The following is a 13,383-nucleotide window of genomic DNA, read 5'->3' as shown; positions in this document are numbered from 1 at the left end:
GCACCGTGAGCGCCAGTATTACCTTGGCCGGCGAAAGCCAAATCGCCCTTAAACAAAGCCAGCAAAAGCCGCTGATCGTCAGCCGATTCATCTTTGCCAATGTGCCCGGGCTTGATCCAACCGCGCCGCTCGATCGCGCTGCCGGCAAGCCACCGGCTGCGCAGATCGTTCACGTCTACACCATCCCGGAAAAGAACGCGGGTTTTGTGAATCCGAACCAAGTGGTGTACAGCGCACAGTTGGGGTCTGACGTTGGCGACTGGGACTTTAACTGGGTCGGCCTCGAGGACGCCGACGGCATCTTGTTTGCCGCGTCGTCGGTGCCTCTGCAGCAGAAGCGCAGAAACATCCCGCCGGAACAGATCGGCAACAACGTCACCCGCAATTTTCTGGTGGCCTTCGACGGCGCCATGAAACTGACCGGTGTAAAGATCGATGCCAGCACCTGGCAGCATGACTTCACGGTGCGCCTTGCCGGCATCGATGAGCGCGAGCGTCTGAGCAATCGCAACCTCTACGGGCGTGCGTTCTTTTTCAGTAACTCGCTGATGTTCGAAAAGGCAGACGCCGGCTACCAGATCAATGGTGGCACGGCCTACGTCGAAGGCATCCGCGTGGCAATTGCGAGGTCAGAAGCGGTCCCCGGCGCCATTCCAGTAGGTAAGGTCTGGTTGGACGTTTGTCTTGAGCGTCAATTGAACGATCGGGTGGCTGTGTGGAAAGTGGTATTCGGTGATCAGGCCGATTACACCGATGCCGCCGGCGTGCGCCATTACTGCGTGCCGATCGCTGATTTCATTTCACCCAGCAATATCGTGGATTTGCGGGACGCCGAGCCAGTCGGCGGTGCTTTGATCAAATATCTGGCATCCCGTACCGGCGACTATCCGCTGCTGCGTGCCCGGGCCACGACCAAAGCAGACGTCGGACTGGGCAATTTGCCCAATGCAATCAGCGACGATCCAGCAACCAACAGCAGCGAGATCGTGGCGTCGACCGCCGCCCTGAACAAGCTACAAAAACAGGTTGGGGATTCGATGACCGGCATGGTGGCAGCGTTTGCAATGACCGCTGCCCCGGCGGGATGGCTGAAATGCAACGGTGCGGCAGTTTCCCGCACGACATACGCACAGCTCTTTGCCTGGCTTGGGACGCACTACGGCGCCGGCGATGGTTCGACCACGTTCAATTTGCCTGACATGCGCGGCCTGTTTCCTCGTGGCTGGGACGACGGGCGCGGGCTGGATCCTGGCCGAGCGTTCGGGGTGTACCAGGACATGATGATCCACTCTCACGCGCACTCGGCCTCAGCGGCATCAGTTGGAGACCACCTGCACGCGGCATGGACAGATGCGCAAGGCAACCACATCCACAGTGCCTGGACTGATGCGCAAGGCAACCATGACCACGGTTTTCGCGTAGTCGATAACGGCGCCGGTGTGAACGTCGGCTATCCGGCCGGCGGCAGCGTATGGACGGAGCTTGAAATCGGTGGCGGTAAAAACGCCGATGGCCGGCCCATGCGCACTGACTACCAGGGCAACCACGCACACAACATCGGCGTCGGTGCCGCTGGTCAGCATGCGCACAACGTGGGTGTTGGAGGCGGCGGCGCGCACACGCACGCAATTGTCGTAACTGCTTCGGGCGGCACCGAAACCCGGCCTCGAAACATGGCCCTTAATTACTGCATCAAGTATTGAGATCGAGCATGACTGAAAAACTCGTGTATCAAACCGATCACCGCGGCATTTTCGTCGGTACGGTATTGGCTGACGAATCGCCTCTGGAGGCGGGTGTTTACCTGATCCCTGGCGGCTGCGTCGAAGCAGAGCCGCCTGCGGTACCGGAACACAAAGCCGCATGGTGGAACGGGAAGGCCTGGCAGTTGGTGGACTACTTCGGCGGCGTCGTGGTGTACAGCACGGACACCGGCGAGCCACGAACATTGGAAGGCTTCGAAGCAGTGCCTGCGGGCTTTACCATGGAGAAGCCCGGGCCGAATCAGATCTGGAAGAATGGCAAGTGGGTAGATGACATCGACGCCGTGCTGGCGGCTCTTCGTGACCAGAAGCTGCAGACGATTACCACTGGCTGCGCGGACTACGTTGCGGGCGGTTTCACTTCCAGCGCCCTGGGCGACCCATATCGGTACAGCAGCGCAATCGACGACCAAGTGAATTTAAACGGCCAGGTGCTGCTCGGTCTGGACGACGTCTACCCATTCTATGACGTCGATCAGGTGTTGGCCTTCCGGCCGCACACTATCGAACAACTGCAAAAAGTCAGCCTTGACCTGGTGCGCTTCCGGCAAAAGGCGCAGCAGCACGCGGAAACATTACGCCAAGCTGTGGCGAAGGCCCAAGAAAATAAAGATCTGAAGGCAATGAAAGACATCACCTGGACGCCGCCGGCATGAACTGGGCACCGGTGACGATGCGCTGGCCGGAGCAGGCCACGCAGTGGTTGGGCGGACTGTCAGCGGCCAAGGATCTGGCCGGCGACGAACTGGCCAGCACCGCCCGGCGCCTGGCTGGCCTGAGTGGACTGGCCAACACCAACCCGGGGCCGGTCGGTGGTGCAGCAAAAGGCGCGATCGCGGCCGGACGTGCAGCGCTGGCCGAGCAGATGGGGCAGGTTCCGGCGTGCCTGGTCGTGACGCCATTTCAAAGCGGCGTTGGCCAGGGCGCAGGCTATCAGCGCTTTCTGTCCGCGCCCAACGCGCTGGAACATCTCGCCAAGAAACTGGAAGACGCCAGCGACAGCGGGCGCCCGACTGGGCCGCAGTACGCGTTGTCGATTCTGTTCCTGGGCACGCGCCTTGAAGGGCTGGCCAGCAGCTTGGCGCGATTCAATGCGCTGCTGCCGATCCCAGACCTGGTGCGCACCGAGCGCCGGGCGCAACACCTGGTGAAACTGGAGAGCGAAAAGTGGGAGATCCCCGGCGCCGGTACTTTGCCACGCTGGCAGGGTTTGCCGCTGGAGCGTTGCACGGTGGTCAGAGCTGCCAAACAGTCGATGGCGGGGCAGATAGCCGTGCTGGAAGGCTATGCCGCTGACAGCTCGCCGTTGGCCGATCTGGCAGCGCTGGCAGCTCGCAAGAGCGCCCAGCAGCAGGGGCGAGATAAACAATTGGCTGACCTGAAAGACCTGCTGGCCGGGGGCAACCCTGACGTCAGCATGCGCGCGCGGATGATCGGCCCAGGCACTGCCGGCGAATTACGCCGCGAGTTGTTGGCCGGCGATGCGCCAGGCCACGAATGGATTCAATGCGCCGGGGTTTTGTTGGTCGGCAGCAAAGAAGGACTGAGCTTTGTGCGCGAACTGGTGGGCCTATGACGCTGCTACTCGACGGGCAAAAAGTCCAGGGCAAGAACATCAAGGTCACGGCCAACCTGCGAATCGAAAGCGGCGATATGTCCGGCCAGACCAGCAACACCGACAAGGCTCACAAAGGCTTCAAGCCTAAGACGCTGGCCGTCTCGCTGATGATTCCCTTTGTGGATAAAACCCAGCTGACGGATCTGTTGCGCATGGCTGAAGCCACCGCCGGCGGCGGTCAGTTGCATCTATATCGGATTGTGAACGACACGGCCGAAACCTTCGGCGTGCGTCAGGTGGAATTCTCCGACGGCGTCAGTGCGCGGGAAGCGGACACCCTGAAAGCCTGGCTTGTGCAATTCACGCTGAGCGAACGCGAATCGAACCCGGAAAAAGTCGAAGGCCGGCGCGCCGGCAACAAGGTAGACGCCCAAGGTGCCCCGGGCAATACGGTCGGCGAAGGCGGCGCCGGTGACGCAACCAACGACAACCCCGCGCTGAGCGGCTTTGAAAAAGTGCTGGGACGTGTGGATAAGTGGCTGGGCGGGAGTGAGCAGACGTGAAACTGCATAAGATACTTTCCATCAACGGCGCCCCGATCGCTCTCATCAAGGAGGACGTCAGGCTGGACGCTACCAGTCCGGGCCGGGCGAACTTCACTGTTCAATCCCCTGTGCCGCTGAAAGGGCTGGTGACGCTGGATATCGGCTACAACGAGGGCACGTTGCAACGGCACTTCATCGGCTACATCGAGCGCTGCACGGCCGCCAACGCGGTCGAACAGGTGCTGTTCTGCCGTGAGTTGGCCGCCGTGCTGGCCAACCCGCTGCCGTTGAACCTGCGTCATGTGGATCTGCGCGCCGTGTTGGCCCAGGTCAGCGAACAGACCGGGCTGCGCTTTCGTGTTCCCGATCGGCCTTATGCCAGCGTGAAGGCGCCGTATTTTTACAGCCTCGCCGCCGGTTACCAGGCGATGGACAGTCTCGCCCGGGTATTCAGCATTCCTGACTTCACCTGGCACCAGCTGGGGAACGGGGAAGTTTTCGCTGGCAGTTGGGCCGACAGCTTTTTTGGCGCACGTGCGCCGCTGCAAATCCCCACGGAGCTGTTTGACGGCTACCAAGGCAACCAGAGCGCAATGGTCGCGGCCCTTCCCGGCGTGCGACCAGGTGCAACAATCAACAACGGCGAGCGCATCACCACGGTGACGCTGACCAATGACCAGATGGCTATCCGATGGAAGACGCAATCCGCCGCGCTGTAGAGCGCCAGTTCCCCGAACTCACCGGTGGTTATCACCTACCGCGATTCGCCCGGGTGGTCGCCGTGGCTGACGCGCCGGCTGACGCCGGACTGTGTGACGACTTTCGACCGCGCTACGCCGTGGACATCGAAGTACTTGGCGCCGACGACGAGCCAGACCCGACCATGCCGCCACTCACCGGCGTTCCGTTACCGCTGCCCACCGGTGGCGAGGAAATGGGCATTTATGCCTTTCCGGAGGAAGGCACGCGGGTAGTGGTGTGCTTTGCCTACGGCCTGCCAAACAAGCCCTACATTCAATCGATCTTGCCGCACGGCCTGAGCATGCCGAAGGTGCCTAAAGGTGATCAGGTCTGGCAGCACAGCGCAGCCGCTCAGCAGCGCGTCGACGCCGACGGCAATTGGTTGCGCCAAACCAATGGAAAGATCCGGGATCAGGCGATCGAGCGCGAAGTTGAAGCCCTGGACAACCGCGAGCAGTTCCAGAGTCATACGCAGACGATCAATGACCACTCAAGCGAGTCCGTAGGTGGCGTGAAAACGATCGAGGCGCTGGGCGCGGTCAAGCTGATGTCGGGCGGCTCCGCGAACTTTGTGGCGGTGGATGATTTGCACCAAGCGACTGGGCGAGACCTAAATTTGGTAGTAGGGCAACAGCTGAACGTGACTGTCGGCAGTGATGTACAGGAAACGGTGCTTGGTCTGCGTCAAAGCATCACGCGGATAGGCCAACGAATTCAAGCTCCGCAGATTTGGATAGGGTCTGAGGCAACTAATATCCTGAGAGCTTTTTTGGATACTTTGAATTTGATCGAAAAGTTGGCCAGTGAGCTGGCCATTCACACGCACGGACCTTCGCCAGTGCCGACCCAGTGCAATGTTTTCATAGAAGATGCAGAAAGCGCCTCTCTACTCGCGTCTGAAATAAAGCCGCTGCTGCTCGAATGAACCGTAAGTTCATCAGCACCCAGACTCTGAGGAGATATTTAATGGTCTTTTTGGATAGAAAGGCGAGTTATAGTCGATATATGTTTCGCTACCGCCCATGATTTTTAATAACGTTCTGTGCAGCATTATCTTGAGAATGCGGGTTTCTCGCAAAAGAGAAATGTGGTCGTCATTTGGTACGTCTTTTCCATGCGCTGCATCGTTGCGTCGAGCCCAGGCTGTTAATTCATGATCTCCCATTTCCAGTTGTAGTGCATCAAAAAAACGCTGAGTAACTATTTTCTGCGGTACTCTATTTGCGTCATCAAGTTTGGTCGCAAATAGCTTGCGACATTCCTCGCTCATTACAATGTCTTTCGTTGCTGTATTTACGATCGCGCGTAACTCTCTAAAAGATTTTCTGTTGATAATTCCCCTGTCAAGCTTCTCGCGTTGGATTTTTAAAAATTTTGTCTGTATTGACTCGATTATTGCTCCGTAGTATGCGGGAGCCATAAACATGGGGGCTACAGCTGAATGCCAATATCGCCAAAATATGGTGCGGAGATTATAAGTGTCATAAATCTCATATGCAGCATTGGCTAATTTTTCGACTGCATCTGGATCAAGGACATTGCTGCCGTGAACCGTTATAGGTGCCGATGGCAATGGAAAAAGTCGCCATGCCCTGCCATCCAAGCTGCTAGGATTCACGGCTTTTAAACTAACCAAGTCGCCCCGCTCGTCAAATCGGGAGCATCCTAGAGATATCAGTGGCATACCAAAGGCAAAAGAAATGCAGTTCCTTATTTTGTCGCGGGTATCATCGGCAGGTGCACCTACTATCATGATCGAGCCAAATAGAGTTTCCGTTGTTTCGCATCTAGAATCACAGCTAGAGACGTATACATCGTAGCCACCCAAACTTAAACGAATTCCGTTTCGTTGAAGGCTATAGTTGGTTGAGTGTGATTTTAGTCTAATTGGCGGGTCGCCAAAAATAACCTTCTCACCATTTTTTGTGACTGTATTCGTAGGCCAGATGAAACTGCCGTCGGGGAAGTTGCCCAGCCATTCAAAGGTTATAGTTGTATTTCGCTCGTCTTGAGTCTGATATGTGATGTAGTTGATTGCCGATGTTTCGATCGACTCACTTCCATCTGATCTTTCTAGCAGGGGAGTTATCCCTGATATCGAACCTTTACCTCCGTCGGTGCCGCCTAAAGATATAGTGCTGTCGTTTATATAGATATTTCCTGGGTTTCCCACATGTTCCCTAGAATGGGGTTTCGTTGCTGTACAAGTTTCCAGCTTTAATTGAAGTGAATGGTTCCGGAATATACGAAAATTCAAAACTGGGCTTAACAGGGGGCCTGGCTCGATAATTGTGACCTTCTCGAGCTGCAGTACATTCATAATGTTTTCGCCGTCCCATATTTCCATTTGAAGGTCCTGTAGAATTCTATGGCTACTTATGCAGAGGTTGTGTTTGTGGGGTTTCTTCTAGCGGGAAAGTATCCTCAGCAACCGTGTCGATTTCCGACACGGTTGAATCAAACCGCTCCGCGATTTTAATTCGCTGCGCTGGCCAACCCAGTCCCATGTGCTCAACGATTGGTCGCATTGCTACGTATGGCTCGCCTTCTTGCCAACCAATACAATTGTGTCATCTGAAAAGGGATTGACACTAGCTGTGTTTGCATTTCGTCCTTACGCGAGTGTTCGGTATCCAGGGGCATCGCAGATTGCCCGAATTCTGCGGCAGTCGGGAGCGGATCGCCATCATTGGTGGCTGCACGAAATTCTGTCACCACTAAAAAACTTCCTGAAAAAGCACTTATCCCCCTCCCGCCAGCGGGCCTTACGTACACTTTTTGTGCAAAGTCGAAAACAGTGCAAACGATCCTCCAGCCCAAGCCAGCCGCGGGCGGGGAGGCATGCTTTCACATTTCACGGTTTGCAAATCTTGGAAGAAAAATGCAGCCAGCTTACACAGCGGGTCCATGGATGGCCTTGGGCTGGCAGCCGCTGTATCGCCCACTTACGGCTGGGCCAGATAACGAAAATCTGGATTTGAGCGAGTTTTTGATTTTGTGATTGTTCCGGTTCGGGGCGTACGGTCGGCTCTCTCGAGCCTGAGCAATCCACCTGTAATGCCCAGGAGCCGAGCGCTGCGGCCCTTCCCTGGTGGTGGGAAGGCTTTCACAACACTGCACCGAATCGACCAGGTAAGCGGTTCTGATCCGGCATCTAAAAATTAGCGGATCGGTCAGCGTCGTTGTTTTTCACGTACTCAACATGCTTATTTCCAGATGAGGGCTGGGAAAAAGGTAATTTTGGTAAGCGACGTATAGAAGCGGCCTGCAGCCCTTATGGCGCGTGGCTTTCCGTCATTACCTCAGAGGGTAATTTTAGGTAAGGCTGTAGGTAATATTTCTGAAGTGCCCGATTTTACTGGGTTTAACGCTGATGGAGGATTACCAAGCTGAAAGGTAATTTTCTAACCTATTACTTACCTGATTATTACCTTTACTGAAACCTACCAAAGCCGCTGTTTTAAAGGCTCCCAGCGGTTCCCAGTGCCCACATTACCAATATTACCTTTTTCCCATGGCTCAACATAAATCGCAAAAAAAACCGCTGCGAACCGTTTCTACACCCTGACGCGTTTTTCCTCTGGGACAGCCATGGGACAGATCTGGGACAGATTCTGAATAGGCGACCGGGCTGCAGCCCTTATAAACCGGGGGGGTAGCCTCAAAAAATCGAAAACGGGTAGTTTCGAATCTCTCCTTCACCGCCACATTTGGTAAACGCAAACCCCTGATTTTCCTAGAGAAAGTCGGGGGTTTGTGGTTTTTGGCGTCTGGAAAAAGGCGACACATAGCACCTGCCAGTTAAGAGCAGAAGCCGTACCTCCTTACTCAACTCACAGATTTTTCCTACAACTCCGATCCGACGCGCCCGATATTCTCATTGCAGTGCCAAACAGGCCGTGAGTCAGCAGGAGTCTTCTTTGAGTGTTATGAACCACAACGGCTACGCCGCCCGTATCGAATACAGTGACGAAGACGGGCTCTTTGTGGGCCATATCGCTGGTATCAAGGACGTCGTGGGATTCCATGGCGAGTCCGTCGCAGAACTGCGGAAAGCGTTTCAGGAGGCCGTCACTGATTACCTCGAAACCTGTGCCAAGCTCGGTCGTGCACCGCAAAAGCCCTATTCGGGAAATCTAAGCCTGCGTCTGGCTCCAGCCCTGCACGCGTCCGTTGCCGTAAAAGCACAGCTGGCGCACAAGAGCATCAATCAATGGGTGGCAGATGTGCTTGATCGTGAAGCTCACGCCTGATGGCGAGAACCATCTCTTCATGAAATTGTACAAAACCCTGTCACCCGTCGAAATCTCCTACACACCTCATTGACCGACTGAAGTCTCACGCGTTTACTGTATGTGCATACAGTAACTTCACTATCAGGTTCGTCACATGAGCGTCACCTTCCTTGGTTCCCTTGCCGACGCCGGCGAAAGGCTTCCGCTGTATTCGTTTCAGATTCCTGCGGGTTTTCCTTCGCCGGCGGCTGATCACATCGAAAAGCACATTTCCCTCGATGAGGTTTTCGAGATTCGGGCGCCGCACGTTTATCTGGCGAAGATCGAAGGGGAGAGCATGCGCGATGCCGGGATATTTTGCGGCGATCTGGTGATTGTCGATCGCAGCCGCACTGCCGAGCATGGCGATATCGTTATCGCCGGGCTCAACTCCGAGCCGGTTTGCAAGCGTCTGCACATGCGCGATAACACCATTATTCTCCTGTCCGCCAACAGCAAATACCCGCCGCGCTATGTGATGGAGGGCGACGAGTTGGTTATCTGGGGCGTGGTGACTTACAGCGTGCGCGACCATGGCAAATCGTGACCAGGTCTTTGCGCTGATCGATTGCAACAGCTTCTACGCAAGTTGTGAGCGGGTCTTCCGGCCTGATCTGGCGAAGACGCCGATCGTGGTGCTGAGCAATAACGACGGTTGCGTTATTGCGCGCAGTTACGATGCCAAGCCTTTTGTGAAAATGGGTGCGCCGTACTTTCAGATTCGCGATGACTTGCGCCGCCACGGCATCCAGGTGTTCAGCAGCAACTACGCGCTGTATGGCGACATGAGCGAACGGGTGATGACGATCATCGAATCCATGGTGCCGGCCGTCGAGGTGTACAGCATCGACGAAGCGTTCGCAGATCTCAGTGGCATTCCTGGCGATCTGACGGCATTTGGCAGGACCATTCGTTCCGCCGTTTACAAACGCACCGGTATCCCGGTCGGCGTCGGTATCGCTCCGACGAAGACGCTGGCCAAGCTCGCCAACCACACCGCAAAACGTTTGCAGGCGCATACCGGCGGCGTGGTTGATATTTGCGACCCGGTCAAGCGTGACTGGGTGCTGCGCAACACCGACGTGGGTGACGTGTGGGGCGTCGGCCGGCGGATGAAGGCTCATCTCGAAAGCATGCACATAAGAAGCGCGATGGACCTGGCGAAGGCCGACCCGTGGACATTGCGGCGCAAGTTCAGCGTGGTGATTGAGAAGACCGCGCGCGAACTGGGCGGAACGTCCTGTCTGGAGCTGTCGGAAACAGAGCCGCCGAAGCAGGAAATCTGCAGTAGCCGCATGTTCGGCAACCGCCTGACCACAATCGAACCGATCAAGGAAGCGGTGGCGACCTATGTGCATCGTGCGGCCGAAAAGCTGCGCGCGCAGGACTCCTTATGCAAGAAGATTCGCGTGAGCATTCGCACCGGCATGTTCAATCCGGAGGAGGCCAAGTATGCCAATGGTGCGCTGATCGAGCTGCCGTGCCCCACGAACGACGTGCGCTTGCTGTGCAAGGCGGCGAGCGAGGCGATTGACCGGTTGTTCAGACCGGGCTTCAAGTACAGCAAGGCTGAGGTGTTGTTGATGGATCTGCGCCAGCCCGGAGAATTTACTCAGGACTTGTTTGCTGAGGCACAACCGCTGGCGGCGGAGAAAGTGATGGGGGTTCTGGATCGGATCAATCAGCGCTGGGGCAGCGGGACGCTGCGCGCGGCAAGCGTGCCGGCGGATCCGGCCTGGGGGATGCGGCGGGAGATGATGAGTTCGAGTTTTACCACGAGGATCGATCAGTTGTGGGTGGTTAAATGCAATTGAGGCAACAAGGATTACGGTTTGGCGTCGCGTTGCTTCAATCGAGTGGATCGGCCTTACAATCGCGGCTTTCACTTTTGCAATAAAAGGACTTTTCTCATGATCATTTCCACCACTCATTCCGTCGAGGGGCGGCAGATCACAGCGTATCTGGACATTGTCAGTGCTGAATCTGTGCAAGGCGTCAACGTTATCCGCGATATGTTCGCGGGCATGCGCGACTTCTTTGGCGGGCGGTCGCAGACGTTGGAGCGGGCGTTGAAGGAAGCTCGCGTTCAGGCAACCGACGAACTCAAGGATCGCGCGCGGGCGTTGCAGGCTGACGCCGTGGTCGGCGTGGATTTCGAGATCAGCATGCCGGCAGGCAAGGGGGGCATGGTGGTGGTTTTTGTCACCGGAACGGCGGTGAAGCTGCGCTGATCATCGCCGTCAGGCCCAAGCCCATTCACACAAGGAATGGGCCTGGCCGCATCAATCAGCCTTGAGGCTTGAGAATCACCGTACCTTTTGCGTCATAGGTCAGCGGTGTATCGATGGCGACAAGAGGCGGTGTCCCGTCAGGTTGAGGCGATGGGACTGGCTCGCTGGGGTGATAGACGACGCCCGGCTGCAAGAGCGGTTTATCCGGGTATTTGATGGTGATCTCGCCCGAGGCGATCTTTTCCTTGAGTTTTTCCGCAGCGGCTTTGCCGGCTGCGATCTGCTCGTCCGTGAGTTTTACGACTGGCATGTTGGGAAAACCGTTGATCTGCATGATCTCTCCTTGAGATTCATTTGTTGGAAAAAGGGCAACGGCCGTTCAAAGAAAATCTTTAGGGGAGGATCGCTGTGGTCGCGACGCTTGATCCATTCGTCGGTGATCAGCATGGTTGAACGGCAAGTCCAGTAGTGACCGACTAGTCTCAAAGGCGCTAGGGCGATATTTTTTCAGGCAAAGCTGTTTTGCCGGTGTCGACCCGGTTACGCAGGGGAGAGGCTATGACAAGTCCGTATGTCGAAGACGATGGCGCTGAGTTTTCATTCAACAATTGTGTGCGCTGCGGTCAGTCGGAGTATCAGTCGGGTTTTGGCGAAGATCCGGTGAGCATTGGCAAAATCAAATCTGTGGCCCCCAAAGGGCCCAAGGCGAAGTTCCTGCCCAAGGTCACGGCAAGGACCCGAAAGTGATTTTGCCCCGTAACCCCGTCATCGAGCGGGGTTTTTTACGAGCGCAGAAATGCGCCCGCGGCGTTGACATAAATGTGGGTTTTTTTTCACAAACTTTTCACGTTGGTCAACGTAGGGTGAAGCCATCCGTTAGAAAGCAAGTCTCCAGCCCGTCTCCCCAGCGGGCTTTTTTTTGTCCGGCATAAAACCTTTTCTCTGATCGCGGTCCAAACGTCGCTGCTTGCGTCTGGACTTTCCCGCGCCGAGCGCATTAAATCCCGGCCCTTCTTGTTCATCCCGTTTATTTGAGGTTTTCGTCATGCGTTTAACACTGCCTGCTCTGGTTATTGGCCTACTGGTTGCTCAAGGTGCAATGGCTGCCGGCGATGGCACCGCTGCGCTGGGCGGTGGCCTGGGTGGCGCGTTGGGCAATGTGGTCGGTCAGAAAATGGGCGGCAGCACGGGTGCCGCTATTGGCGCTGGCGTCGCGGGCGCAGCGGGCAGCGCAGTCGCTGCACGCAAGGGCAGCCGCACCAAAGCGGCGATCGGCGGCGGTGTCGGTGCAGCCGGTGGTTCGGTGATCGGCAATAGCCTGGGCGGCCGGAACGGCGCCACTATTGGCGCAGGTCTGGGTGGTGCCGCCGGCGGCGCAGTGGGCAGCAACCTGGGCAAAGGTCACAAGCGCCACTGAGCCTGCTGGCTGGTCAGAGGAAGCCCGACTTGATGTCGGGCTTTTTCATGGCTGAACGTTTCGCCAGAAATCATCTCCAATCTGCATACGCCCCGCTTGGGCGGAACGTCCCGATTCGGGAACTGCGAGGTTCAAATGCGATTGTCATTATCTGCACTGTTTTTCGGTTTGTTCGTGGCGCAGGGCGCGATGGCTGCCGGAGACGGCAGCGCTGCCGTGGGCGGTGGTCTCGGCGGTGTGCTGGGTAATGTGGTTGGCGGACAACTCGGCGGCAGCACGGGCGCAGCGGTCGGCGCGGGTGTTGGCGGCGCGGCCGGCAGCGCTGTCGGCGCGGACAAACGCAATCGCACCGAGGCCGCGATTGGTGGCGGTCTTGGCGCCGCAGGCGGCTCGGTCGTCGGCAACAGCCTCGGCGGCTCCACCGGCTCCGCTATTGGCGCCGGTCTAGGCGGCGCAGCGGGCGGTGCGGTCGGTAACAACCTTGGCGACGACGACGGTGGTTCTCATTCCGGCGGCCATAAGCACAAGAACAAACACAAAAATAAACATCGCTGATTGATCAACGGAAACCCGGCCTGGCGCCGGGTTTTTCGTGTCTGGCAGTTGGAAAGAGGAACGATTGGCGGCAGGGCTTTTCGAACGTCATATATCCACGCGATCAAGAGGTTCGCCATGACTCCTGAAACCGAAGGCAAAGAAGAAAAGGGCCCGAATGGACAGCCGTTTATCAATGATCCGGGGAACGAGGATCCGGGGTCGTTGATGGATGATGCGACGGTGCCGTTGAATGATTCGGATGAGGCGGATATGGAGTATGAGGAGGATGGGGATGAGCAGTGAGGGGATGTTAAGAG

Annotated in this window: 17 protein-coding genes; 14 read left to right on the top strand and 3 right to left on the bottom strand. The window is 56.8% G+C overall.

Features of this window, described 5'->3' with window-relative positions:
• Window positions 1–5 precede the first annotated feature (5 nt).
• The 6 genes from J3P75_RS18770 to J3P75_RS18745 are packed head-to-tail and all read left to right on the top strand — an operon-like array spanning window position 6 to window position 5,532.
• Window positions 6–1,703 (top strand): phage tail-collar fiber domain-containing protein, encoded by a 1,698-nt coding sequence (locus J3P75_RS18770; RefSeq protein WP_434707777.1) that lies wholly within the window; start codon window positions 6–8, stop codon window positions 1,701–1,703.
• An 8-nt stretch (window positions 1,704–1,711) separates the two neighbouring features.
• Window positions 1,712–2,419, top strand: coding sequence for a hypothetical protein (locus J3P75_RS18765; protein ID WP_434707776.1), 708 nt, complete (start codon window positions 1,712–1,714; stop codon window positions 2,417–2,419).
• Window positions 2,416–3,339 carry a hypothetical protein gene (locus tag J3P75_RS18760; protein ID WP_434707775.1) on the top strand — a complete coding sequence of 308 codons (924 nt, stop codon included), beginning with the start codon at window positions 2,416–2,418 and terminating at the stop codon, window positions 3,337–3,339. Before J3P75_RS18765 ends, J3P75_RS18760 begins: the two co-directional genes overlap by 4 nt.
• Window positions 3,336–3,884 (top strand): DNA-binding protein, encoded by a 549-nt coding sequence (locus J3P75_RS18755; RefSeq protein ID WP_434707774.1) that lies wholly within the window; start codon window positions 3,336–3,338, stop codon window positions 3,882–3,884. Before J3P75_RS18760 ends, J3P75_RS18755 begins: the two co-directional genes overlap by 4 nt.
• On the top strand, window positions 3,881–4,585 hold the full coding sequence (locus tag J3P75_RS18750) for a hypothetical protein (protein ID WP_434707773.1): 705 nt from the start codon (window positions 3,881–3,883) through the stop codon (window positions 4,583–4,585). Before J3P75_RS18755 ends, J3P75_RS18750 begins: the two co-directional genes overlap by 4 nt.
• Window positions 4,558–5,532, top strand: coding sequence for a hypothetical protein (locus J3P75_RS18745; protein WP_434707772.1), 975 nt, complete (start codon window positions 4,558–4,560; stop codon window positions 5,530–5,532). Before J3P75_RS18750 ends, J3P75_RS18745 begins: the two co-directional genes overlap by 28 nt.
• A 12-nt stretch (window positions 5,533–5,544) precedes the next feature.
• On the opposite strand, the gene J3P75_RS18740 is transcribed toward J3P75_RS18745, so the two are convergent.
• Window positions 5,545–6,954: a hypothetical protein gene (locus J3P75_RS18740; RefSeq protein WP_434707771.1), complete on the bottom strand. Its 1,410-nt coding sequence runs from the start codon at window positions 6,952–6,954 to the stop codon at window positions 5,545–5,547.
• A gap of 25 nt (window positions 6,955–6,979) precedes the next feature.
• Entirely contained in the window at window positions 6,980–7,114 is a 135-nt protein-coding gene (locus J3P75_RS18735) for a hypothetical protein (RefSeq protein ID WP_434711341.1), read from the bottom strand.
• Between the two features lie 1,422 nt (window positions 7,115–8,536).
• Here J3P75_RS18735 and J3P75_RS18730 point away from each other — a divergent pair.
• The 4 genes from J3P75_RS18730 to J3P75_RS18715 all read left to right on the top strand — a co-directional run bounded on the left by J3P75_RS18730 (window position 8,537) and on the right by J3P75_RS18715 (window position 11,112).
• The gene (locus tag J3P75_RS18730) at window positions 8,537–8,860 is read left to right on the top strand and encodes a type II toxin-antitoxin system HicB family antitoxin (RefSeq protein ID WP_434711339.1); all 324 of its coding nucleotides are present in this window, start codon (window positions 8,537–8,539) and stop codon (window positions 8,858–8,860) included.
• A gap of 136 nt (window positions 8,861–8,996) precedes the next feature.
• Entirely contained in the window at window positions 8,997–9,428 is a 432-nt protein-coding gene (locus J3P75_RS18725) for a LexA family protein (RefSeq protein WP_434707770.1), read from the top strand.
• Window positions 9,415–10,695 carry a Y-family DNA polymerase gene (locus J3P75_RS18720; protein WP_434707769.1) on the top strand — a complete coding sequence of 427 codons (1,281 nt, stop codon included), beginning with the start codon at window positions 9,415–9,417 and terminating at the stop codon, window positions 10,693–10,695. Before J3P75_RS18725 ends, J3P75_RS18720 begins: the two co-directional genes overlap by 14 nt.
• Window positions 10,696–10,791: 96 nt before the next feature.
• The gene (locus J3P75_RS18715) at window positions 10,792–11,112 is read left to right on the top strand and encodes a YbjQ family protein (protein ID WP_332761740.1); all 321 of its coding nucleotides are present in this window, start codon (window positions 10,792–10,794) and stop codon (window positions 11,110–11,112) included.
• Between the two features lie 55 nt (window positions 11,113–11,167).
• On the opposite strand, the gene J3P75_RS18710 is transcribed toward J3P75_RS18715, so the two are convergent.
• Window positions 11,168–11,446, bottom strand: coding sequence for a hypothetical protein (locus tag J3P75_RS18710; protein WP_434707768.1), 279 nt, complete (start codon window positions 11,444–11,446; stop codon window positions 11,168–11,170).
• A gap of 224 nt (window positions 11,447–11,670) precedes the next feature.
• Here J3P75_RS18710 and J3P75_RS18705 point away from each other — a divergent pair, with 224 nt between their 5' ends.
• From J3P75_RS18705 to J3P75_RS18690, 4 genes are all read left to right on the top strand, one after another.
• Window positions 11,671–11,859, top strand: a complete 189-nt coding sequence (locus J3P75_RS18705; protein ID WP_434707767.1) for a hypothetical protein — start codon at window positions 11,671–11,673, stop codon at window positions 11,857–11,859.
• A gap of 298 nt (window positions 11,860–12,157) precedes the next feature.
• Window positions 12,158–12,529, top strand: a complete 372-nt coding sequence (locus tag J3P75_RS18700; RefSeq protein ID WP_434707766.1) for a bacteriocin — start codon at window positions 12,158–12,160, stop codon at window positions 12,527–12,529.
• 135 nt (window positions 12,530–12,664) lie between these two features.
• Complete coding sequence (locus tag J3P75_RS18695) at window positions 12,665–13,084, top strand: YMGG-like glycine zipper-containing protein (protein ID WP_090282530.1); 420 nt, start codon at window positions 12,665–12,667, stop codon at window positions 13,082–13,084.
• Window positions 13,085–13,201: 117 nt separating this feature from the next.
• A complete protein-coding gene (locus J3P75_RS18690) occupies window positions 13,202–13,369 on the top strand; it encodes a hypothetical protein (protein ID WP_172833288.1) in 168 nt (55 codons plus the stop codon).
• The last annotated feature ends 14 nt before the right edge of the window (window positions 13,370–13,383 follow it).

This window comes from Pseudomonas sp. R1-1, assembly GCF_051132135.1.
In the GTDB taxonomy this organism is placed as follows: domain Bacteria; phylum Pseudomonadota; class Gammaproteobacteria; order Pseudomonadales; family Pseudomonadaceae; genus Aquipseudomonas.
The sequence above is the reverse complement of the archived record's forward strand: the minus strand, read 5'-3'. Positions and strand labels throughout refer to the sequence as shown.